This is a genomic window from Streptomyces sp. NPDC001407 (assembly GCF_042895325.1).
In the GTDB taxonomy this organism is placed as follows: domain Bacteria; phylum Actinomycetota; class Actinomycetes; order Streptomycetales; family Streptomycetaceae; genus Streptomyces.
Genome location: NZ_JBIAWF010000005.1, coordinates 197968 through 220527 on the forward strand (window position 1 = coordinate 197968; position 22560 = coordinate 220527).

The window sequence follows — 22560 nt, forward strand, 5'->3', positions numbered from 1 at the left end:
CTTGTGCGCCCGGACGCCTGCGTCACAGGCCACCGCGCCACCCGCGCCGCCGCACCACCCGCCGAACCGACGGCACCGCCTCTGCACCACCCCCGACGTTCCCTCAAGCCGTTCCACGACGCGCTTCGCCGGAGGCTCAACAGATGAACCACATATTGGACGCGATACTCGCCGCGGACAGCTCGGCCGAGGACTTCGCCGCGCTGCCCCTCCCCGAGTCCTACCGCGCGGTGACCGTGCACAAGGACGAGGCGGAGATGTTCGCCGGCCTCAGCAGCCGGGAGAAGGACCCCCGCAAGTCCCTGCACGTCGAGGACGTCGCCGTCCCCGAACTCGGCCCCGGCGAGGCCCTGGTGGCCGTGATGGCCAGTTCGGTGAACTACAACTCCGTCTGGACCTCGATCTTCGAGCCGGTGTCGACCTTCGCCTTCCTGGAGCGCTACGGGAAGCTGTCGCCGCTCGCCAAGCGGCACGACCTGCCGTACCACGTCATCGGCTCCGACCTGGCGGGCGTGGTGCTGCGCACCGGCCCCGGCGTCAACGCCTGGCGGCCGGGCGACGAGGTCGTCGCGCACTGCCTGTCGGTGGAGCTGGAATCCGCCGACGGCCACAACGACACCATGCTCGACCCCGAGCAGCGGATCTGGGGCTTCGAGACCAACTTCGGCGGCCTGGCCGAGATCGCGCTGGTGAAGTCCAACCAGCTGATGCCCAAGGCGAAGCACCTGACCTGGGAGGAGGCCGCGGCTCCGGGCCTGGTCAACTCCACCGCCTACCGGCAGCTGGTCTCCCGCAACGGCGCCGGGATGAAGCAGGGCGACAACGTCCTGATCTGGGGCGCCAGCGGCGGACTCGGCTCCTACGCCACCCAGTTCGCGCTGGCCGGCGGTGCCACGCCGATCTGTGTGGTCTCCAGCGAGCAGAAGGCGGAGATCTGCCGGCGGATGGGCGCCGAGGCGATCATCAACCGCAGCGAGGAGGACTACCGGTTCTGGAAGGACGAGCACACCCAGGACCCCCGTGAGTGGAAGCGGCTGGGCAAGCGCATCCGTGAACTGACCGGCGGCGAGGACGTCGACATCGTCTTCGAGCACCCGGGCCGCGAGACCTTCGGCGCCAGCGTCTACGTCACCCGCAAGGGCGGCACTATCGTCACCTGCGCCTCCACCTCCGGCTACCGCCACGAGTACGACAACCGCTATCTGTGGATGTCGCTCAAGTCGATCGTCGGCTCGCACTTCGCCAACTACCGCGAGGCGTGGGAGGCCAACCGCCTCGTCGCCAAGGGGAAGATCCACCCGACGCTGTCGAAGACCTACACCCTCGCCGAGACCGGCCAGGCGGCGTACGACGTGCACCGCAACCTCCACCAGGGCAAGGTCGGCGTGCTCGCGCTCGCCCCCGAGGAGGGCATGGGCGTGCGCGACCACGAGCTGCGCGAGCAGCACATCGACGCGATCAACCGGTTCAGGAACGTGTGATGACGGACCGCCAGAAAGACCGCCCCTGGCTGATGCGGACGTACGCCGGTCACTCCACGGCGGAGGCGTCCAACGAGCTCTACCGGCGCAACCTCGCCAAGGGCCAGACCGGCCTGTCGGTCGCGTTCGACCTCCCGACGCAGACCGGCTACGACTCCGACCACATCCTCGCCCGCGGCGAGGTCGGCCGGGTCGGGGTGCCGGTGGCCCATCTCGGCGACATGCGGCGGCTGTTCCACGACATCCCGCTGGACCGGATGAACACCTCCATGACCATCAACGCCACGGCCATGTGGCTGCTGGCGATGTACCAGGTGGTCGCGGAGGAGCAGGGCGCCGACATCACCAAGCTGGCCGGGACGACGCAGAACGACATCGTCAAGGAGTACCTCTCGCGCGGGACGCACGTCTTCCCGCCGGGGCCCAGCCTGCGGCTGACCACGGACATGATCACGTACACGGTCAACCACATCCCGAAGTGGAACCCGATCAACATCTGTAGCTACCACCTCCAGGAGGCGGGGGCCACTCCGGTCCAGGAGATCTCGTACGCGATGTCCACCGCGGTCGCCGTGCTCGACGCGGTGTTCGCCTCCGGGCAGGTGCCCGAGGACCGCAAGGGCGAGGTCGTCGCCCGCATCTCGTTCTTCGTCAACGCCGGGGTCCGGTTCGTCGAGGAGATGTGCAAGATGCGCGCCTTCGGCCGCATCTGGGAGAAGATCACCCGCGAGCGCTACGGCATCGAGGACCCCAAGCAGCGCCGCTTCCGCTACGGCGTCCAGGTCAACTCCCTGGGCCTGACCGAGGCGCAGCCGGAGAACAACGTCCAGCGCATCGTGCTGGAGATGCTGGCCGTCACCCTCTCCAAGGACGCCCGCGCCCGCGCCGTCCAGCTGCCCGCCTGGAACGAGGCGCTGGGCCTGCCCCGGCCCTGGGACCAGCAGTGGTCGCTGCGCATCCAGCAGGTCCTGGCCCACGAGAGCGACCTGCTGGAGTACGAGGACATCTTCGCCGGGTCGCACGTCATCGAGGCCAAGGTCGACTCCCTGGTCTCCGAGTGCCTCGCCGAGATCGGCCGGATCCAGGAGATGGGCGGCGCGATGGCCGCCGTCGAGTCCGGCTACCTCAAGTCGCAGCTGGTGTCCTCGCACGCCGAGCGGCGGGCCCGGATCGAGGCCGGCGAGGAGAAGATCGTCGGCGTCAACTGCTTCGAGTCCACCGAGCCCAACCCGCTCACGGCCGACCTCGACACCGCGATCATGACGGTCGACCCGGCCAACGAGGCCCGTGTCGTCGCGGCCCTGCACCGCTGGCGCGACAACCGCGACGAGGCCCGTGCCCAGGAGTCGCTGTCGGCCCTGAAGAAGACGGCCGCGGGCACGGACAACCTGATGGCGGCCACGCTGGAGTGCGTGCGCGCCGGTGTCACGACCGGCGAGTGGGCCTGGGCGCTGCGCGACGTGTTCGGCGAGTTCCGCGCCCCCACGGGCGTGAGCAGCGCCCCCGTCGCGGTCGCCGCCGAGGCGGGCACCCCGCTGGCGGCGGTGCGCGCGAAGGTCGCCCGCACCGCCGACGAGCTGGGCAGCGGCAAGCTGCGCCTGCTGGTCGGCAAGCCCGGCCTGGACGGCCACTCCAACGGCGCCGAGCAGATCGCCGTACGGGCCCGCGACGCGGGCTTCGAGGTGGTCTACCAGGGCATCCGGCTGACCCCTGAGCAGATCGTCTCGGCGGCCGTGGCCGAGGACGTGCACTGCGTCGGCCTGTCGATCCTCTCCGGGTCGCACGCCGAGCTGGTGCCCGATGTGCTGACCCGGCTGCGGAGCACGGGGGCGGACGACGTCCCCGTGATCGTCGGTGGCATCATCCCGTCCGCGGACGCCGCCGCCCTGCGGGCGGCGGGTGTGGCGGCCGTCTTCACCCCCAAGGACTTCGGTATCACGGAGATCATCGGCCGTATCGTCGACGAGATCCGGAAAGCGAACCACCTCGACCCTCTGGAGGTCCCCGCATGACCACGCCTGTCAACCGTCTGCGGCCGCGCCGCTCCTGCCTGGCCGTCCCCGGCAGCAACCCGCGCTTCCTGGAGAAGGCCCAGGGCCTCCCCGCCGACCAGGTCTTCCTCGACCTGGAGGACGCGTGCGCCCCGCTCGCGAAGGAGGGCGCCCGGCACACCGTCGTCGACGCGCTCAACAACGGCGACTGGACGGGCAAGACCCGGGTCGTGCGGGTCAACGACTGGACGACGCACTGGACCTACCGTGACGTGATCACGGTCGTGGAGGGCGCGGGCCCCAACCTCGACTGCATCATGCTGCCGAAGGTGCAGGACGCCGAGCAGGTCGTGGCGCTGGACCTGCTGCTGACGCAGATCGAGAAGACGATGGGCTTCGAGGTCGGGCGCATCGGCATCGAGGCGCAGATCGAGAACGCCAAGGGCCTGGTCAACGTGGACGCGATCGCCGCCGCGTCGCCGCGCCTGGAGACGATCATCTTCGGCCCGGCGGACTTCATGGCCTCGATCAACATGAAGTCGCTCGTGGTCGGCCACCAGCCGCCCGGCTACGGCGCCGACGCCTACCACTACATCCTGATGCGCATCCTGATGGCGGCCCGCGCCAACGACCTCCAGGCGATCGACGGCCCCTACCTCCAGATCCGCAACCCCGACGGCTACCGCGAGGTGGCGGGCCGGGCGGCGGCGCTGGGCTTCGACGGCAAGTGGGTGCTCCACCCCGACCAGGTCGGGCTCGCCAACGAGATCTTCTCGCCGTCGCAGGAGGACTACGACCACGCCGAGCTGATCCTGGACGCCTACGACTACTGCACCTCCGAGGCGGGCGGCATGAAGGGCTCGGCGATGCTCGGCGACGAGATGATCGACGAGGCCAGCCGGAAGATGGCGCTGGTGGTGGCCGGCAAGGGCCGCGCGGCCGGGATGACGCGTAACTCCAAGTTCGAGATCCCGGAGGCCTGAGCGCGATGCAGTTCGGCCGCACCTTCGAAGAGTTCACCGTCGGCGATGTCTACAAGCACTGGCCCGGCAAGACGGTCACCGAATACGACGACCACCTCTTCTGCTTGCTCACCATGAATCACCATCCGTTGCACATGGACAGCAACTACGCGGAGAAGACGACCGATTTCGGCAAGAACGTCGTGGTCGGCAATTACATCTACTCATTGCTGCTGGGCATGTCCGTGCCGGACGTCTCGGGCAAGGCGATCGCCAATCTCGAGGTCGAGTCGCTGAAGCACATCGCGCCGACCTTCCACGGTGACACGATCTACGGCGAGACCACCGTGCTCGACAAGACGCCGTCGAAGTCCAAGAGCGACCGCGGGATCGTGTACGTCGAGACCAAGGGTTACAAGCAGGACGGCACCGTCGTCTGCGTCTTCCGGCGCAAGGTGATGGTCCCCACCGCCACATACACCGAGGAGCGCGGCGGAGAACAGCCCGGCCGCCCCGAGCCGATCATCCGGGAGAAGTGAGATGGGACGCCTCGCGCAGACCGACGGGCTGACGGACATCCAGCGGGAAATCCTCTCCACCGTCCGTGAATTCGTCGACAAAGAGATCATCCCGGTCGCCACGGAGCTGGAGCACCGTGACGAGTACCCGACGCGCATCGTCGAGGGCCTCAAGGAACTCGGGCTGTTCGGCCTGATGATCCCGGAGGAGTACGGCGGGCTCGGTGAGTCGCTTCTCACATACGCGCTGTGCGTCGAGGAGATAGCCCGCGGCTGGATGAGCGTCTCGGGCATCGTCAATACGCACTTCATCGTCGCCTACATGCTGAAGCAGCACGGCACCCAGGAACAGAAGGACCATTTCCTGCCGAGAATGGCGACCGGCGAGGTCCGGGGCGCGTTCTCGATGTCCGAGCCGGGGCTCGGCTCGGATGTGTCGGCCATCACGTCCAAGGGCGTCCGGGACGGTGCGGACTACGTCCTCAACGGCCAGAAGATGTGGCTGACCAACGGCGGCTCCTCCACCCTGGTCGCGGTGCTGTGCCGGACCGACGAGGGGCACCCCGAGGGCACGGCGCCGCACAAGTCGATGACGACCTTCCTCGTCGAGAAGGAGCCGGGCTTCGGCGAGGTCAAGCCGGGACTGACGATCCCCGGCAAGATCGACAAAATGGGCTACAAGGGCGTCGACACCACCGAATTGATCATGGATGGGCTGCGCGTCCCGGGCAACCGGGTGCTCGGCGGCGTCACCGGCCGGGGTTTTTACCAAATGATGGACGGCGTGGAGGTCGGCCGCGTCAATGTCGCCGCGCGTGGTTGCGGCGTCGCTCAGCGCGCCTTCGAACTCGGCGTCTCCTATGCGCAGCAGCGGCAGACCTTCGGAAAACCCATCGCCCAGCATCAGGCCATTCAATTCAAACTGGCCGAAATGGGGACAAAGGTCGAAGCGGCGCATGCGATGATGGTGAATGCGGCACGCAAGAAGGACTCGGGGCAGCGCAACGACCTCGAGGCCGGAATGGCCAAGTACCTCGCTTCCGAGTACTGCAAGGAAGTGGTCGAGGACGCGTTCCGCATCCATGGCGGCTACGGCTTCTCCAAGGAGTACGAGATCGAGCGCCTCTACCGCGAGGCGCCGATGCTGCTCATCGGAGAGGGTACGGCCGAGATCCAGAAAATGATCATTGGGCGTCGGCTACTCGAGGAGTACCGACTCCAGGGATGAATGTCCCGATTGGGAGTGGTTTCACCGAGAAGAAGATCACACCGAGTCATCGGTGTTCGGCCATCGACTGGCCCTGGCGCTTAGCCAGTTGCCGGTCGTACCCGATAGCATCCCCGGAAAGCCGCCGTCCCCCAATCGTTACGCGGCACCACTCCGCTACGAAGGTCACCCATGCCCCACAGCTCTTCCTCTGCACCACGCGGCCGCGTCCGCCTTGCGCGCGGAGCATCGCCGTGGCTCCTCCCGACCGTCGCCACGGCTGCGGTCAGCCTCACCCGCGCCCGCCGTTCCGGCCGCTGGGCGGCGCTGGCCGTCCCCAGCACCGCGCTCGCGGCGGGCATGCTGTGGTTCTTCCGCGACCCCGATCGCGAGATCGCCGAGGGCCGGGTCATCTCCCCGGCCGACGGCGTGGTCCAGAGCGTCATGCCCTGGAAGGACGGGCGCACCCGCGTCGCGATCTTCATGAGCCCGCTGAACGTCCACGTCAACCGGGCGCCGCTGGCCGGCACCGTGACGTCGGTCGAGCACATCCCCGGTGGATTCGTTCCCGCCTTCAACAAGGAGAGCGAGAACAACGAGCGCGTCGTCTGGCACTTCGACACCGAGCTCGGTGACATCGAGATGGTGCAGATCGCCGGCGCCGTCGCGCGGCGTATCGTTCCTTATGTACCGCAGGACACGAAGGTGGAGCAGGGCGAGCGGATCGGTCTGATCCGTTTCGGCTCTCGCGTCGACGTCTATCTCCCCGAGGGGATCGAGGCCGGGGTCGAGGTCGGCCAGCCCACCACTGCAGGGGTGACACGCCTTGACCGTGATTGATCCGGACACACAGGCCGCCTGGGTACCGGAAGCCGAGCCGGAGGACGAGGTCGACATGCCGCTGTCCACGCGGCTGTCGATAGCGGACACGCTCACTCTCGGTAACGCGATCTGTGGCTTCATGGCGGTGTACTTCACCACCACCGGCGTCCTCATGCCGCACCTCACGGGCAACGAGGACGGCGGCATGGCCCGCCACAGCGCGGCCACCGCCGTGATACTGATGCTGCTCGCGTCGGTCTTCGACCTCTTCGACGGGCTTGTCGCGCGGAAGCTGCGCAGCTCGGCGATGGGTGCCGAGCTGGACAATCTGTCCGACCTGATCAGCTTCGGGCTGGCGCCGGCGTACTTCGTGGTCGTCTGGGGCGTCGTCGCCCAGGACGCCCACCAGAAGGTGTCGGCGGTGGCGGCGGTCGTGGTGCTGCTGGCGGTGGTGCTGCGGCTCGCGCGCTTCTCGTGCGTCCAGCTGCGGGACGGCATCTTCCAGGGGATGCCGAGCCCCTTCGGCGCGCTGACCGTCGTGTCGATCGTGCTGCTGGAGCTGCCGTTCGTGCCGACGCTGCTGGCGATCGTGGGGGTGGCGTGGCTGATGGTGAGCCGCGTCGAGTACCCGAAGCCGCGGGGACGGCTGGCGGTCGCCATGCTGAGCTGGATCGTGCTGAGCATGGGCCTGCTCGCGGCCTGGGCCTTCGACGCCCCCGGCGGCGAGCTGCTCCTCCAGACGGGCTGCGCGCTCCAGGTCGTCCTGGGCGCGGTCATCCCGCTCTTCGCGACCGCGCGCCGCGTGAACACGTTCCGCGACAACCGCCGCGAGGCGCGCGAGGCGGCGCAGCTGCCGTGACGCTGCGCTGTGCGTAGCGGATTTCCTGCGGGGCCCGAGCGATGAGCTCGGGCCCCGCGGTGTTTTCGGGGGCGGATCTTTGTTCCCCAGCCCGCCCCTTCCCGAACTGGGGGCTACGCCCCAGACCCCCGAAGCACGCTTCGCGCGCTGTCCTCAAACTCCCCCAGCTACCGCTGGGAGGTGCCCCCAACGGGCTGAAATCAGCCCGTCCGGCGTTTGAGGACGCTCCCCCAGACTTCGTCCGGGGGGACCCCCAGCAGGGCGCTCTCCGCCGCTGGGGGCACCTCTGGGGGCACCTCTGGGGGCACCCCCGGACGGAGTCTGGGGGAGGTAGCTGGGGGAGGCAACGGACCCGCACATCGGGGTCTGGGGCAGCGCCCCAGAAGGGGCGGGGCAGGGGAACAAAGCGCCGCAGGCGCAGCCCCCCGCGCGGCGGAGCCGCACATCAGACGCAGCCGGGAAGGGGCGGGGCTGGGGAACAAGGCCCGCCGCAGGCGGTCAAAGGAGGAAATCCGCGGCCACCTGCCCCGCCAACCGTTCCAGAAGCCGCCCCGCGTCAGCCATGCACCGCTCCCGATCCGGCTCCAGCGAAGCAATCGCGTAGGCCCCCAAAATCCCCGCCCCCCGCAATTCCGCCGCGGAAAGCGAAAGCGCGCCGCAGACGGCCACCACCGGCACTCCCCGCCGGCGCGCTGCCGCCGCCACCCCTGCCGGGGCCTTGCCGTGGAGCGTCTGGGCGTCGAGGGAGCCCTCACCCGTGATCACGAGGTCCGCCCGTTCCAGTGCCGCGGCGAAGCCCAGCACGTCGAGCATGACCTCGATGCCGGGGCGGAAGGCGGCGCCCAGTCCGACGAGCGCGCCGTAGCCGACGCCGCCCGCCGCGCCCGCGCCCGGAGCGGCCGCGTACTCGGCGGCGCGGGGGCCGACGGCCTCGGCCAGGACGCGGGCGTAGCGCGCGAGGGCCGCGTCCAGCGCGGCCACGTCGTCCGGCGAGGCTCCCTTCTGCGGCCCGTAGACGGCGGCCGCGCCCTTGGGCCCCGTCAGGGGATTGTCGACGTCGCTCGCGAGCACGAACCGGGTCCGGGCGAGCCGGGGGTCCAGCCCGGACAGGTCAGCGGCCGCGAGCCGTGCCAGCGGGCCGCCGCCGGGGGCGAGCGGCGTGCCGTGCGCGTCCGTGAAGCGGGCGCCCAGGGCGCTCAGCATGCCCGCGCCACCGTCCGTCGAAGCGCTGCCGCCGACGCCGAGGACGACCGTGGCCGCGCCCGCGTCGAGCGCGGCACACAGCAGCTCGCCGGTGCCGTACGTCCCGGCCGTGAGCGGGGCGTACCGCCCGCGTGGCAGGTGCCGCAGGCCCGAGGCCTCGGCCATCTCCACGACGGCGGTGTCGCCGCGCAGCGCGTACGCGGCCGTGACGGGCTCCCCCAGGGGCCCGGTGACCCGCTCCGTGCGGCGCTCGAAGCCCGCGGCCACGGCGGCGTCCACCGTGCCGTCGCCGCCGTCCGCGACGGGCAGTGCCTCGGTCCGCACGCCGGGCGCCGCGCGCCGCAGGCCGACCGCCACGTGCGCGGCGACCTCGACCGCCGTGAGCGAGCCCTTGAACTTGTCCGCGGCGATCAGCACCCGGCGGCCGGACGCGCCCGGGCCCCCCGCCGTCGCCCCCGCGGCCGTCGTGTCCGTCATCCCGCCGTCCCCTCGCCGTCCGGGCCCGCGCCGCACAGCGAGCACGGGTCGTCGCGCCGCGACCCTACCCGGGGGATTGCGTGTTGCCCATGCCCGCGGACGGCGTGCCAGGACGCCCATTTCAGTGCATCCCGGCCATAGTGGGGCGACATGAGCACCGACGCATACGAGTCGCCCGACCCGGCCTCCTCTTCCCCGGCCGCCTCCGGTCCGCCGGCGGGTGACTCCCCCGACCTCACGCTCGTCGCGATCGGCGGCGTCGCCGTCCTCGCGGTGGTGGCGTGGGCGGCGCTGGCCAAGCACTCCTTCGACCGGGCGACGTCGGCCGCGCTGAACTGGGTGCTGTCCAACTTCGCCTGGCTGTTCGTGATCGCGGCCGACGTGTTCCTCGTCCTGTGTGTGGTGATCGCGTTCAGCCGCTTCGGGCGGATCCGGCTGGGCCGGGACGACGACCAGCCGGAGTTCAGCAATCTCGCGTGGATCGCCATGATGTTCAGCGCGGGCATGGGCATCGGCCTCATGTTCTACGGCGTCGGGGAGCCGCTGCTGCACTTCGTCTCCCCGCCCCCGGGCAGTGGCGTCACCGCCAACTCGCCCGCCGCTGCCCGTACCGCCCTCGAATACTCCTTCTTCCACTGGACCCTGCACCCGTGGGCGATCTACGGCATGTCCGGCCTCGCGCTGGCCTACGCGGGCTTCCGCAAGGGCCGCGGCAACCGGCTGAGCTCGGCCTTCGTGCCGCTGCTCGGTGAGGAGCGGACGGCCGGCTGGCCCGGGCGGGCCATCGATCTGCTCGCGGTCTTCGCGACCGTCTTCGGCACGGCGACCAGCCTCGGGCTGGGCGCGCTCCAGGTGTCCAAGGGCCTCAACATCACCACCGGCATCAAGGACACCACCACCCTCGAACTGATCATCATCGGTTCGCTGTCGGCGGCCTTCGTGCTGTCGGCCTTCTCCGGCCTGCACAAGGGCGTCAAGTGGCTGAGCACGCTCAACATCGTGCTCGCCGCGTGCCTGATGCTCTTCGTGTTCGTCCTCGGCCCGACCGTCTTCGTCCTCAACACCATCCCGGCGGCCACCGGCGGCTATCTGCACGACCTGCTGAACCTGGCGACGCGCACCGGGGCGTTCACCGACTCGGCGTGGCTGGGCGCCTGGACGATCTTCTACTGGGCGTGGTGGCTGTCCTGGGCCCCCTTCGTCGGGACGTTCATCGCCCGCATCTCGCACGGCCGGACCATCCGGGAGTTCCTGATCGGGGTCCTGCTGGTGCCCAGCGGGGCGACGGTGGTGTGGTTCTGCGTGATGGGCGGGAGCGCGCTGCGCCTGGACATGACGGGCGCGGCGGACATGGCCGGGACGGTCAAGGAGGGCGCGGAGGCGTCCCTGTTCGCGCTGCTGGACACCCTGCCGCTGGACGCGCTCACCTCGTGGATCGCGATGGCGCTGGTGATGACGTACTTCATCACCAGCGCCGACTCCGCGTCCCTGGTGATGGGTTCGCTCTCCAGCCGGGGCGCGCTGCACCCGCGCACCTGGCTGGTGGTGATGTGGGGCATCCTGATGGCCGCGGTCGCGGCGGTCCTGCTGGTGGCGGGCGGCCTGAAGTCGCTCCAGTCGGCGACGATCCTGGTCGCCCTGCCGTTCGTCCTGGTGATGCTGGCGCTGTGCTGGTCCCTCGTACGGGAGTTGCGCGAGGACCCGGGCGCGGGCCCGGCCCGGCACCACGCGCTGCACGGGCTGCGGAACGCGATGCGCACGATGATCGGCGAGGCGATCACGGAGCAGGGCCCGGTCCGCCACCCCCGTCTGCGCCGCGTCGCGGAGAGCGCCCGCGAACGCGAGGACGGCGACAAGGGCGGCGGGGCCGGGGGCGCCTAGACCGTCTTGACCGCTCCGCCGTCGATCCGCAGCTCCGCGCCCATGATGCTGCGGGCGTGGTCGGAGAGCAGGAAGGCGACGAGGGCCGCCACCTCCTCGGGTTCGGTCATGCGGTTCGTCGTCATGCCGATCATCTGCGGGACCTGCTCCAGGAAGGTCTTGAGGTCCGAGGCGCCCATCGCCTTGGCGAGGTGGTCGCCGAAGCCGTTCTCCGCCTCCCACAGGGGGGTGCGGACCGGTCCGGGCGAGACCGTGTTCACCCGGACCCCGCGCGGGCCGAACTCCTCGGCCAGGGACCTGCCCAGGGCGCTCAGCGCGGCCTTGGCGGTGGTGTAGTCGACCGGCCCGCTGGAGGGCACGCGGGCGCCCATGGACGAGATGTTGACGACGGCGCCGCCCCGCTCCAGCAGGTCCGGCAGTGCGGCACGGGTGACGCGTACGGCGCTGAAGAAGTTGACGCCGAAGGTGGCGTCCCAGGTCGCGTCGTCGGTGGCGAGGAAGCCGTCGACGGAGTACGAGTCGCCGCCGCCGACCCCGTTGACCAGCAGGTCGATGCCGCCGAGCGCCTCCCGCGCCGCGTTCACCGCGTGGGCCGCGCCCTCGGCGGTGGCGAGGTCGGCCGTCACGGCGACCGCACCGCTCGCGGTCAGCTCGTCCGTGACCGTACGGGCCACGCCGACGGTCCGTACGCCCTCGGCGACGAGGAAGCGGGCGGTGGCGAGGCCGATGCCCTTGCTCGCGCCGGTGACGAGGGCGGTCTTGCCGGTGAGGTGGAGGTCCATGGAAGTCTCTTTTCTTTACCTATAGGTACAGAATCAAGCCAGGGGTGGGCCCGGCCGAAGCCGGGCGAGGCGGTTCACAGGGCGCCGAGCACACCGTCGATCACCCGGCGCAGCCGCTCCGGACCTTCGGCGGTGCGGGCGATGACGCGCATGCCGATCACGGTCGCCAGCAGCAGGCTCGCGGCGGCGTGGACGTCGAGGCGGCCGCCGATCTCGCCGGAGCGCTGCCCCTCTTCGAGCGCGGCCCGGAAGGCCCCCTCGGTGCGCTCGAACATGCGGCGCACGAGCTCGGTGGCCTCCGCGTCCACGCCGCCGAGCTCGGTGGCCGTGTTGACGCCGAAGCAGCCGCGCCGGCCGGGGTCGCCGAGGTCGATCTCGACGAGGGCCTCGAGCCCGGCCCGCAGCCGGTCGCGCACGGGCCCGCTCCCGCCGAGGAGTTCGACGAGCGCGGCCGCCTGCGTGTCGCGGTAGCGCTCCAACGCACGGGCGAACAGGGCGTGTTTGCTGCCGAAGGCGTGATAGAGGCTGCCCTTGCCGATGCCCGTCTCGTCGACGAGGTCCTGCGGCGTGGTCGCGCCGTACCCCTTGCGCCAGAAGACGTCCATGGCCTGGTCGATCACCATGTCCGGGTCGAACTGCTTCGGTCTGCCCATGGGTTGGAGACTAGATCGTTTTTGACCTGGAGGTCAACTACTGGGCGCGGGAATTCCCGGGGCTACCAGTGGCGGCCCTCGGGGAGTCCGGACAGGTGCGGAGCCGACAGGTGCAGCACTTCGTACCGCTCGGTGGCGTCCTCCGCCTCGGGAACGGCGTACTCCCAGAGGACGAAGCGCATCAGCTGCCAGTGCCGGGGGTCGACCGCCAGTGCGGCGGTGTGCACGCCGTCGCGGCGGGCCAGCGCGCGCAGTTCGTCGGTCTCGCGGCGGACGAGTTCGGTGAGCCCCATGGGGTCGGCGTCGACGGGGACCGGGGACAGGCGGCGCGAGGCGGCCTTCGGCGTCGCGCCACGCGCCGGGCCCGCCTCGGTGGCGACGCCCGCCCAGTGCTGGACGACCGGCCGGCCGAAGTCGCGGATGACGCCCTGGAAACCGCCCCCGCCGACGAGGAAGGCGCTCATCGCGCCGGTGTCGTTCCAGAGATAGAAGGGGGCGTACTGATTGACGGGAGAGCCGTTCACCCCGCGCTCGCGGATGACGTACGCCTTCAGGCCAGCCCGGCCCGGCCATCGAGGGCGTGGCCGAAGTCGGCCACCCGCTTGCGGATGACGCGCATGTCGTAGTCGGCGGGCAGGGTGATCTCGTACTGCTGGGCGTGCATGCGGTTCGGTGTCTTCCTGATGGTGTTCGGGTGTCTCACCTGGTGGTGGCGTGGCCTGCCAGCAGGCCGAGCACGCCGGCGACGGCCTGCTGGAACGGCTCCGTCGACTGCGCCGCGCGGGCCAGGACATAGCCGCCCTGGAGCACGGCGACGACGGCCGAGGCGGTGGCGGCGGGGTCCAGCGCCGCGTCCAGCTCACCCCGGTCGCGACCCTCCGCGAGGATCTCGGCGAGGCGGCCGCGCAGCCACTCGAAGGTCTCGTCGACCGGACCGCGCAACGTCCGGTCGGTCATCACCTCCGGATCCTGCGTCAACCGGCCGACGGGACAGCCTTTGAGGACGTCGCGCTCGCGCAGCAGATACGCGGTGATCCGCTCCAGCGCGGTGCCCGGCGCGGAGAACTGCTCCTCCGCCTTGGCCCGCATCTCCTCCGCGGTGCGGCGGATCGCGGCGAGCGCCAGGTCCGGCTTGCCCGCGAAGTGGTGGTACATGCTCCCCTGACCGGCGCCCGCCCGCTGCTGGATGGCCTTGGGGCTGGTGCCGACGTATCCGCGCTCCCACAGGAGCTCGCGGGTGCTCTCGATCAGGCGTTCCGAGGTGCTCATGAGACGAGTGTACATACCAGTAGGTACAGAAGAGAGGGAGGGAATGACCCGTCGTCAGGCGACGGGCCATTCCGGGCGCCCGGCGGTCAGGAGGGCTGGCACACCCCGAAGACCGTGAGGGTGACCTCGCTGGGGCTGACGCTGTTCACTCCCAGCAGATAGCGGTTCTCCTGGACGAGGGGATACTCCGCGACCTTCTCCAACGCCCCCGACCACGTGCCGACCTGGGCGTATCCGCCGCCGACGATCCGCGTGCCGGAGGGGCACACCGGGCTCTTCAGCACTTGCTCACGGGCGAGGGAGGCGATGGTGAACTCCTGCTGTACGACGCGCGGGGGGCCGCCGCGTCCGGGGCCGGCGGGGCCTTGAGGACCCACGGGTCCGGCCGGGCCTTGCGCTCCCGCGGGGCCCCTTGCCCCGGGGTCCCCCTTGTTGCCCTTCGGGCCCATCGGGCCTGTGGGACCCGTGGGGCCGGCGGCGCCGGACGGGCCGACAGGGCCTTGGCGGCCGGAGGGCCCTGCGGGCCCGGTGGGCCCCTCCGGGCCCGCAGGACCCGTGGGACCGCTGGGACCCGCAGGGCCTCTGTCACCCGCGTCGCCCCGCTCTCCCTGGGGGCCGGGCGGGCCGCCGGGACCGGCGGGTCCCGCGGCTCCGGCGGGACCCGTGGGGCCGGCCGGACCGGGTCTGCCAGTGGAGCCGGACGGCCCGGCGGGACCGACCGGACCGCTGGGACCCGCGGGCCCGGCGGGCCCGGTGTCACCGGCCTCACCCCTGTCACCCTTGGGCCCGGCAGGACCGACAGGACCACCGGGATCGCCCGGGTCACCCTTGGGCCCGACCGCACCGGCATCACCCTTGTCACCCTTCGGCCCGGCGGGACCGACGGCACCGGCCACTCCCGCTTCGCCCCGGGGTCCGGCCGGTCCCATGGGCCCGGCGGGACCACCCGGCCCGGCGGGACCCTTCGCTCCCGCCGGGCCCGCGGGCCCCACGCGTCCGGGGTCACCCTTGGGGCCTGCCGGGCCCGCCGGACCGGTGCCCCCGGTCGGGCCGGTCTCGCCGGTCGCTCCCTCCGGACCTGCCGGGCCCGCGGGGCCTACACGTCCCGGGTCGCCCTTCGGGCCTGCCACGCCGGGCCTGCCTTGCGGCCCGACCCGGCCCGGGTCCCCCTTGGGCCCCTTCGGGCCTTTCGGCCCCACCGGACCGGTATCCCCCTTCGGACCCTTCGGCCCCGCCGGGCCCCGATCCCCCTTGTCGCCCTTATCTCCCTTGTCGCCCTTGGGCCCCTTCGGTCCCGGAACCGGATGCCGGGAATCGTGGTGCCGGCCGTCGCCGCACACCGGCACCGAGCCGTACGCGTGGATGTAGCGCGCGCTCATCCAGCCACCGCCACGGATGAGCTTGTACCACGAGCGGTCCCCCCGGACGTCCTCACCGAGGACCCTGCAATCGATGCGGACGCGTTCCCCGGGGCCGTACATGCCGACGATCGGCGCGGCGGTCGACGGCTCCTTCCGTACGTGCTGCCCCGCACCGGAGGTCACCTTTCCGGGGACCCCGTCGTCACGGCCCCGTGCGGCCGCGGACAGCGCGCCGCCCGCGGACGTGCAGAGCGCGAACATCACCCCCAATGTGACGGCGCCGCCACCCGCCACGAAAGCGCCGACCCGCCTCCTCTTTAGCGACATATCGCTCCCATCACCCTCAGAAACCTGGAGTCGCACAGGAACACAGCGGCAGGGACGCGCCGTCGAGACAAGCCCGCGCCTTGGCCCGGATGCGGGCAGCTCACCACCCGCGGGAGGGACGGCGGGTCATACAAAACGACCCCGGAAGGGTGATGGGTTCAAATATCGACAAACCGATACATTCGCAGAATTGCGAACACTGCCCACGTCAAGGAAAGGTTGACAAACGGTCGACGTCAAGGAAATCTTGACGCCATGATCACCGAGACGCGGTCGCCCGCCGACCACCCTCAAGCCCTCCGGGCCTGCGCGTTCGGCATGTTCCCCATGGCCATCGCCCTGGTCGTCATGAGCACACAGCTCTCGGACGGCGCCGATATCGCCCGCTACATCGTCCGGGGCGCCGCCGCCTTCGTCGTCCTCACCGCCATCGCTGTCCTCGCCCGGGCGGGCCGGGCCGCGCGGTGTGAGCGTGACCGCGCGGCCCTGGACGCGCTGGAGCCGCTCCGCGCGGCGGACGGCCGATGAGCGACGGACCGCTGATCGGCCGGGAGGAGGCCACGCGCATCCGCGAGGGAATCGCGGGCGCCGTCCTCGGCGCACCGGAGGGGCTGGCCGAGTCGCTGGAACACGACGCCGAGGGCTATCTCCGCCTGGTCGCCGCCACCCGGGTCGGCGCCGAGGAGACCAGCCGGCTGCTGCGCGAGGCGGTGCAGGGCGCGCGGGCGGCGGGCCACAGCTGGGACACCATCGGCCGCATCCTCGGGGTGAGCCGGCAGGCGGCCCAACAGCGGTTCGCCGCGAAGGGATCCGCCGTGGCGGCCGGCGCCACGGCCGGAGGACCGGGGGTTCCGGAGCGGCGGGTGCTCACCCCGCTGACGGCTTTCGACGAGATGGCCGCGCTCGCGGAGGCGGGGCTGGAGGGCTGGCACGTCGTCGACTACGGCCCGTACTTCCACGTGGTGGAGGCGTCGGACCACCCGTGGGAACACCGTCGCGTCCCGTTCGCCGTCGGCAACCGCCACCGGCGCATGGAAGCGGAGGGCTGGGTGCAGGTGGGGGCGGGTTCCTTCCCGTGGGCGTACTACAAACGGCCGTTGAAGGGCCGGCGTTAAGGACGGGCCGTCCCCCCTAGAACAGCCGGTCCGGAGCAGCCGCGCCCACCTCCGCCCCGCGCTCCAGCGCGAGAAGCTTCCGCTTGCGGTCCAGGCCGCCCCCGTAGCCCGTGAGCCCGCCCGTCGAGCCCACGACGCGATGGCAGGGGACGATGATGCCGATGGGGTTCTTGCCGTTCGCCAGGCCCACCGCGCGGGACGCGTTGGGCGCGCCGATGTGCTCGGCGAGCTCGCCGTACGAGAGCGTCTCGCCGTACGGGATCTCCAGGAGCCCCGCCCACACGCGCCGCTGGAAGGGTGTGCCGTCCAGGCGCAGCGGGAGCTCGAAGCGGGTCGACTCGCCCGCGAAGTACGCCGCGAGCTGGCGCAGTGCCTCGGGGAACGGCCTGTCGTCCCGCTCGCCGAACGTCTCCTGGGGCGGCCGGTGCCGCTGGTCGGTCATGTAGAGGCCGGACAGGGTGCCGTCGGTGGCGACGAGGGTCAGGGGGCCCACGGGGCTGTCGATGACGGTGTGTACGCGCTGCATGGTGCTCAGTCCTTGGGCATGTCGTTGATGGGGTGGTCGTGGGCCGCCCACAGGTGCTGGACGGCGTATGCCCGCCACGGCCGCCACGCGGCGGCGTGCCGGGTCAGTGCCCCGGGGGTCGCGGGCAGGCCGCGGGCCGCGGCGCCGTGCCGGACGCCGAGGTCTGTCGGCACGAAGGCGTCGGGGTCGCCGAGCGCCCGCATGCCGATGATCCCGGTGGTCCAGGGGCCCATGCCGGGCAGCTCGGCGAGCTGGGCGTACGCCTGCGCGCGGTCGCTGCCGACGCCGAGGGAGAGTCCGCCGGACGCGAGGGCCCGGACCAGGGTCACGACGGTGGTGCGGCGGCCCCCTGGCATGGCGAGCGCCGCGGGGTCGAGGCCGGAGAGTGCCTCGGCCGACGGGAAGAGGTGGGTGAGGCCGCCCCCGGCCGGGTCGTCGACGGGCTCGCCGTGGGCGGTGACGAGGCGGGCGGCGAGCGTGCGGGCCGCGGCGGTCGACACCTGCTGGCCGAGCACGGCCCGGACGGCGAACTCCTCCGGGTCCACGGTGCGCGGCACCCGCCGGCCGGGGGCCTTGGCGACGAGGGGCGCCAACCGCTCGTCGGCGGCGAGCAGTTCGTCCACCGCCTGCGGGTCCGCGTCGAGGTCGAGGAGGTTCCGGCAGCGGCTGATGGCTCCGGCCAGGTCGCGCAGGTCGGAGAGGGCGAGCCGGCAGTCGATGTGGTCGGGGCGCGGGGCGAGGGCGACCGTGCCGTGGCCGTACGGGAGGCGCAGGGTGCGGCGGTACGCGCCGTCGCGCCACTCCTCCACGCCGGGCACGGCGGTCGCCACGAGGTGGCCGAAGAGGTTGTCGGGGCACAGGGGCGCCCGGAAGGGCAGCCGGAGCGCCAGCACGCCGGGGGTGGCGGGCCGGCGGCCGTGGGCCGCGCGGGCGCGGAGTTCGGTGGGAGAGAGCGCGAAGACCTCGCGCACGGTCTCGTTGAAGGCGCGGACGGAGGAGAAGCCGGAGGCGAACGCGGCGTCCGCCATGGACAGTTCGCTGGTCTCGATGAGGATGCGGGCGGTCTGCGCCCGCTGGGCGCGGGCCAGGGCGAGCGGACCCGCGCCGAGCTCGGCGAGCAGCTGGCGCTCGATCTGCCGGGTGCTGTAACCGAGACGGGCGGCGAGGCCGGGGACTCCTTCGCGGTCGACCGTGCCGTCACCGATGAGCCGCATGGCCCGGGCGACGAGATCGGCCCGTTCGTTCCACTGCGGCGAGCCGGGGCTCGCATCGGGCCGGCAGCGCTTGCAGGCCCGGAATCCGGCCTGCTGGGCGGCGGCCGCACTCGGATAGAAGCTCATGTTCCGGTCCTTCGGCGGCACGGCCGGGCAGCTCGGACGGCAGTAGATGCGTGTGGTGAGCACGGCGGTGTAGAACCACCCGTCGAAGCGGGCGTCCTTGGAGCGGACGGCCCTGACACAGCGGTCGAAGTCGGTGTACATGCTTCAAGGATGGGCCGGTGGGGTGGGTTTGGCTCGCGGGAATCCGACATGGACGTTTGGGGGTGGCGGGCTTTGTTCCCCAGCCCCGTCCCTTCCCGGCTGCGTCTGATGTGCGGGTACGTCGGCTGACGCGCAGCGCCTGCGGCGCTCGTCCTCAATCGCCGGACGGGCTGAAATTGCGTACCCCCATCAGCCAAAACCAGCCCGTCCGGCGATTGAGGACACCGCGCGAAGCGCGGTCAAGGGGGTCCGGGGTCTCCCAGGTTTCGGGAAGGGGCGGGGCTGGGGAACAAAAATCGCCGCCGCCAGGCGCCCGTCAGCCCAACAACCTCAGCACGTTATCCACCGTATCCACCTCCGCCACCCGCGGAAGCACCCGCTCCACAGCCACCCGATGGACCTCAGGGTCAGGATCGGTGACGGCATCGACAGCGACCGTCACGTGATAGCCGTGCTCGTGCGCCGCGCGAGCCGTCGACTCGACACCCGCGCCCGTCGCGATGCCTCCGAGGACGATCTGGGTGACACCCCGCCGCCGCAGCTGGAGGTCGAGATCGGTGGCATGGAACGCACCCCACGTGTGCTTGGTGATCACGATGTCGCTGTCCTGGCGGTCGAGTTCGGGGGCCAGGTCGGCGAAGTCGGCCGGGGGCCGGCCGCCGCGCGGTGGAGCGTCGGTGCGGCCGGGTGCGGCGCCGACGACCCGTACGAGCACGACCGGCAGGCCGCGCTGGCGGAAGGCGGCGGCCAGCCGGGCGCCGCGGGTGAGGATCTCGGCGGCGGGGTGGGCGGTGGGGAGGGCGAGGATGCCCTTCTGGAGGTCGATGAGGACCAGTGCGGTCCGGGGGTCGAGGGTGGTGGCGGGCATGAGGGGCTCCTCAGGTGCGGGGGCGCAGGGCGCGGTCGGTGAAGGTCAGGAGGACGAGGGCGAGGCTCAGCGCACCGGTGACGGTGGCGAGGTGGTGCAGGCCGGTGTCGGTGGCCCGCTGCCCGTAGCAGAGGCCGATCAGGGCGGTGGCGGCGATGGCACCGAGATACTGCGCGGCGCGCTGGATCCCGGCCGCGGCGCCGACGCCGCCGGGCGGTGCCTGGGCGTAGACGGCGGCCTGGTTGCCGGTGGAGGCGAGGCCCTGCGGTACGCCGAAGAGCGCGGAGATCAGCAGCAGTGCGGCGAGCGGGGTGCCGCCGCGCGCGAGGAAGAGTCCTCCGCTGCCGAGGGCGAGCAGCGCGGCCGCCGCGGTGAGGGGCGCGCGCAGGCCCTTCGTACGGGCGCCGAGCAGTGAACAGACCGCCGCCGCACCGGACATGGGGAGCATGACGAGGCCGGTGGTCAAGGAGGAGTAGCGGTGGGATTCCTCCAGCCACTGGGTGAAGCCGTAGAGCGTGCAGTAGATGGTGAGGTAGGCGAGCCCGTGCCGCAGGCAGGTGACGACGAGGGGCCGGTTGCGCAGGAGCGCGGGCAGTGGGGTGTGCTCGGTGGGGCGGTCGCCGCCGCGTGCCGGGCGTACGGTGTCGCGCGGCAGCCGGCGCAGGCCGAGGAGGAACGGGACGAGCGCCAGCGGCACGTTGACGGCGAAGATGCCGCGCCAGCCGGTGGTGGCGGTGAGCAGCCCGCCGAGCGCGGGGCCGACGGCGGCGCTGCCGAGCGCCGCGAGGGAGAGCCGTCCGAGGACGGTGCGCGGTGGTTCGCGGCCGACGCGCAGGGATTCGGCCCGGAGCATGGCCATGGCGGCGGGGTAGGCGGCGGAGGTGCCGATGCCGAGCAGGACGCGGGAGACGATCAGCTGGCCGAGGCCGGTGGCGAGCGCGCCGGTCAGCCCCGCGGCGCACACCACCAGCAGGCCGGCGAGGAAGACGCGGCGGGGGCCGAGCAGGTCGGCGAGCCGTCCCATGAGGGGCTGGCCGACCGCGCTGGCGAGGTAGAGGGAGGAGATCAGCCAGGCGGTGCCGGACGGGCCGGTGCCGAGGTCGTGGCCGATGGCGACGAGGCCGGTGGCGATCGCGGTGGTGTTGAGGGGGTTGAGGACCGCGCCGAGGAGGAGCGGTGCCATGAAGCGGCCGCCGAAGGCCGGCCGGGAGCCGTCCCCGTCCGGGGGTAAGTCCGTCCCGCTGTTGTCGTGCCCCGCCCCCGTGCCGGGTATCCGGGGCAGGCGTCCGGGCCGTTTCACTCTTCGACCAGGCGTTTGAGCAGGCGAGTGGCTTCGGTCAGGGTGCGCTGTTCGTCGGGGTCGAGGCGGCGCTCGATGGCGGCCGCGAGCCAGCTGTTCTTGGAGTCGCGTACGGACGCGAGCCCCTCCTCCCCCTCGGCCGTGAGGGAGAAGACGACCTGCCGGCCGTCCGTGGGGTGCGGGGCGCGGGTGACCATCTCCATCTCCTCCAGGACGCCGAGGATCACGCGCATGGACTGGGGGCGGACGAGTTCCGCGCGGGCCAGTGCCGCGGTCGTGGCGGGTCCGTCGGTGCCGAGCCGGCTGAGCACGGCGCGCTGGGAAGGGGTGAGGGCGCCCTGGGGCGAGGCCGCGCGCAGGCGCCGCATGAGCTGGGAGACGGTGGCGGCCAGATCGGCGGCGACGCGTTCCCGCTCCTTTTCGCTTTCCTTGTCACGCATGACCCCACCGTAAATAACGACAGAAAAACTTGCAAGTTTGCCTGTCTAGTTATCCACAGGCCGCGCGCTGGTCTTGCCACAGAGCGTGACGGGTCATACGGTCGCAGCACACGTGGATCTACGCGTGTCAGCCTGGCTGACGCCCCGGCAAAGGAGCAGCTCATGGCCAATGTTGTGCGCGCCGCTCTGGTTCAGGCGACCTGGACCGGCGACACCGAATCGATGATCGCCAAGCACGAGGAGCACGCCCGCGCGGCCGCCGCCCAAGGCGCGCAGGTGATCGGCTTCCAAGAGGTCTTCAACGCCCCGTATTTCTGCCAGGTCCAGGAAAGCGAGCATTACCGCTGGGCCGAGGAGGTGCCCGACGGGCCCACGGTGCGGCGGATGCGGGAGCTCGCGCGGGAGACCGGCATGGTGATCGTCGTGCCCGTCTTCGAGATCGAGCAGTCCGGTTTCTACTACAACACGGCGGCCGTGATCGACGCCGACGGCCGCTATCTGGGGAAGTACCGCAAGCACCACATCCCCCAGGTCAAGGGCTTCTGGGAGAAGTATTACTTCAAACCGGGCAACCTCGGCTGGCCCGTCTTCGACACGGCCGTCGGCAAGGTCGGTGTCTATATCTGCTACGACCGCCACTTCCCCGAGGGCTGGCGCTCGCTCGGCCTGGCCGGGGCCCAGCTCGTCTACAACCCCTCGGCGACCTCACGCGGACTCTCCGCCCACCTCTGGCAGTTGGAGCAGCCCGCGGCGGCCGTCGCCAATGAATACTTCGTGGCCGCGATCAACCGCGTGGGCCGCGAGGAGTACGGCGACAACGACTTCTACGGCACCTCGTATTTCGTGGATCCGCGCGGGCAGTTCGTCGGTGACGTCGCCAGCGACACCAAGGAGGAACTGGTCGTCCGCGACCTGGACTTCGGGCTCATCGACGAGGTCCGCAAGCAGTGGGCCTTCTACCGCGACCGCAGGCCCGACGCCTACGACGGGCTGGTCCGGCCGTGAGCGCCGCGCCCCCGGCGGGGCCTCCCCCCGGC

The 22560-nt window shown here is 71.5% G+C and carries 21 protein-coding genes and 1 pseudogene; 11 read left to right on the top strand and 11 right to left on the bottom strand.

Annotated features, from left to right (window positions below; translation table 11 throughout):
* Nucleotides 1-143 precede the first annotated feature (143 nt).
* From ccrA to pssA, 7 genes are all read left to right on the top strand, one after another.
* On the top strand, nt 144-1481 hold the full coding sequence (gene ccrA, locus ACFY1P_RS10110; RefSeq protein ID WP_361524878.1) for a crotonyl-CoA carboxylase/reductase: 1338 nt from the start codon (nt 144-146) through the stop codon (nt 1479-1481).
* Nucleotides 1481-3493: a protein meaA gene (locus ACFY1P_RS10115; protein WP_390750370.1), complete on the top strand. Its 2013-nt coding sequence runs from the start codon at nt 1481-1483 to the stop codon at nt 3491-3493. Before ccrA ends, ACFY1P_RS10115 begins: the two co-directional genes overlap by 1 nt.
* The gene (locus ACFY1P_RS10120; RefSeq protein ID WP_361524883.1) at nt 3490-4455 is read left to right on the top strand and encodes a CoA ester lyase; all 966 of its coding nucleotides are present in this window, start codon (nt 3490-3492) and stop codon (nt 4453-4455) included. The genes ACFY1P_RS10115 and ACFY1P_RS10120 overlap by 4 nt, the downstream gene beginning before the upstream one ends.
* 5 nt (nt 4456-4460) lie before the next feature.
* Nucleotides 4461-4973: a MaoC family dehydratase gene (locus tag ACFY1P_RS10125; RefSeq protein WP_361524886.1), complete on the top strand. Its 513-nt coding sequence runs from the start codon at nt 4461-4463 to the stop codon at nt 4971-4973.
* A gap of 1 nt (nt 4974) precedes the next feature.
* Nucleotides 4975-6180, top strand: coding sequence for an acyl-CoA dehydrogenase family protein (locus tag ACFY1P_RS10130; protein WP_361524889.1), 1206 nt, complete (start codon nt 4975-4977; stop codon nt 6178-6180).
* 171 nt (nt 6181-6351) lie between these two features.
* The gene (locus tag ACFY1P_RS10135) at nt 6352-6999 is read left to right on the top strand and encodes a phosphatidylserine decarboxylase (protein ID WP_361524891.1); all 648 of its coding nucleotides are present in this window, start codon (nt 6352-6354) and stop codon (nt 6997-6999) included.
* The gene (pssA, locus tag ACFY1P_RS10140; protein WP_361524894.1) at nt 6986-7840 is read left to right on the top strand and encodes a CDP-diacylglycerol--serine O-phosphatidyltransferase; all 855 of its coding nucleotides are present in this window, start codon (nt 6986-6988) and stop codon (nt 7838-7840) included. The genes ACFY1P_RS10135 and pssA overlap by 14 nt, the downstream gene beginning before the upstream one ends.
* 498 nt (nt 7841-8338) lie before the next feature.
* Here pssA and ACFY1P_RS10145 read toward each other — a convergent pair whose 3' ends face one another.
* Entirely contained in the window at nt 8339-9520 is a 1182-nt protein-coding gene (locus tag ACFY1P_RS10145) for a glycerate kinase (protein WP_390750371.1), read from the bottom strand.
* 150 nt (nt 9521-9670) lie between these two features.
* Here ACFY1P_RS10145 and ACFY1P_RS10150 point away from each other — a divergent pair, with 150 nt between their 5' ends.
* A complete protein-coding gene (locus ACFY1P_RS10150; protein WP_390750372.1) occupies nt 9671-11401 on the top strand; it encodes a BCCT family transporter in 1731 nt (576 codons plus the stop codon).
* On the opposite strand, the gene ACFY1P_RS10155 is transcribed toward ACFY1P_RS10150, so the two are convergent.
* The 5 genes and pseudogenes from ACFY1P_RS10155 to ACFY1P_RS10175 all read right to left on the bottom strand — a co-directional run bounded on the left by ACFY1P_RS10155 (nt 11398) and on the right by ACFY1P_RS10175 (nt 14482).
* Nucleotides 11398-12183, bottom strand: a complete 786-nt coding sequence (locus ACFY1P_RS10155; RefSeq protein ID WP_361527749.1) for an SDR family oxidoreductase — start codon at nt 12181-12183, stop codon at nt 11398-11400. The genes ACFY1P_RS10150 and ACFY1P_RS10155 overlap by 4 nt on opposite strands.
* 74 nt (nt 12184-12257) lie before the next feature.
* Nucleotides 12258-12836: a TetR/AcrR family transcriptional regulator gene (locus ACFY1P_RS10160; RefSeq protein WP_361527747.1), complete on the bottom strand. Its 579-nt coding sequence runs from the start codon at nt 12834-12836 to the stop codon at nt 12258-12260.
* Nucleotides 12837-12898: 62 nt separating this feature from the next.
* Nucleotides 12899-13500 (bottom strand): annotated as a pseudogene (locus ACFY1P_RS10165) (DUF4865 family protein).
* Nucleotides 13501-13535: 35 nt separating this feature from the next.
* Nucleotides 13536-14105 carry a TetR/AcrR family transcriptional regulator gene (locus ACFY1P_RS10170; protein ID WP_390750373.1) on the bottom strand — a complete coding sequence of 190 codons (570 nt, stop codon included), beginning with the start codon at nt 14103-14105 and terminating at the stop codon, nt 13536-13538.
* Nucleotides 14106-14191: 86 nt separating this feature from the next.
* A complete protein-coding gene (locus ACFY1P_RS10175; RefSeq protein WP_361527755.1) occupies nt 14192-14482 on the bottom strand; it encodes a hypothetical protein in 291 nt (96 codons plus the stop codon).
* A gap of 1566 nt (nt 14483-16048) precedes the next feature.
* Here ACFY1P_RS10175 and ACFY1P_RS10180 point away from each other — a divergent pair.
* Nucleotides 16049-16321, top strand: a complete 273-nt coding sequence (locus tag ACFY1P_RS10180; RefSeq protein WP_390750374.1) for a hypothetical protein — start codon at nt 16049-16051, stop codon at nt 16319-16321.
* Nucleotides 16318-16908 carry a hypothetical protein gene (locus ACFY1P_RS10185; RefSeq protein WP_390750375.1) on the top strand — a complete coding sequence of 197 codons (591 nt, stop codon included), beginning with the start codon at nt 16318-16320 and terminating at the stop codon, nt 16906-16908. The genes ACFY1P_RS10180 and ACFY1P_RS10185 overlap by 4 nt, the downstream gene beginning before the upstream one ends.
* A gap of 16 nt (nt 16909-16924) precedes the next feature.
* Here ACFY1P_RS10185 and ACFY1P_RS10190 read toward each other — a convergent pair whose 3' ends face one another.
* From ACFY1P_RS10190 to ACFY1P_RS10210, 5 genes are all read right to left on the bottom strand, one after another.
* A complete protein-coding gene (locus ACFY1P_RS10190; RefSeq protein WP_361527737.1) occupies nt 16925-17434 on the bottom strand; it encodes a methylated-DNA--[protein]-cysteine S-methyltransferase in 510 nt (169 codons plus the stop codon).
* 5 nt (nt 17435-17439) lie between these two features.
* Entirely contained in the window at nt 17440-18915 is a 1476-nt protein-coding gene (locus ACFY1P_RS10195; protein WP_390750376.1) for an AlkA N-terminal domain-containing protein, read from the bottom strand.
* Between the two features lie 316 nt (nt 18916-19231).
* Entirely contained in the window at nt 19232-19783 is a 552-nt protein-coding gene (locus ACFY1P_RS10200; RefSeq protein ID WP_361527733.1) for an isochorismatase family protein, read from the bottom strand.
* Between the two features lie 10 nt (nt 19784-19793).
* On the bottom strand, nt 19794-21083 hold the full coding sequence (locus ACFY1P_RS10205) for an MFS transporter (RefSeq protein WP_390750377.1): 1290 nt from the start codon (nt 21081-21083) through the stop codon (nt 19794-19796).
* On the bottom strand, nt 21080-21523 hold the full coding sequence (locus tag ACFY1P_RS10210; protein WP_361527729.1) for a MarR family transcriptional regulator: 444 nt from the start codon (nt 21521-21523) through the stop codon (nt 21080-21082). The genes ACFY1P_RS10205 and ACFY1P_RS10210 overlap by 4 nt, the downstream gene beginning before the upstream one ends.
* Nucleotides 21524-21685: 162 nt before the next feature.
* On the opposite strand from ACFY1P_RS10210, the gene ACFY1P_RS10215 reads away from it, so the two are divergent.
* A complete protein-coding gene (locus ACFY1P_RS10215) occupies nt 21686-22528 on the top strand; it encodes a nitrilase-related carbon-nitrogen hydrolase (protein ID WP_361527727.1) in 843 nt (280 codons plus the stop codon).
* The last annotated feature ends 32 nt before the right edge of the window (nt 22529-22560 follow it).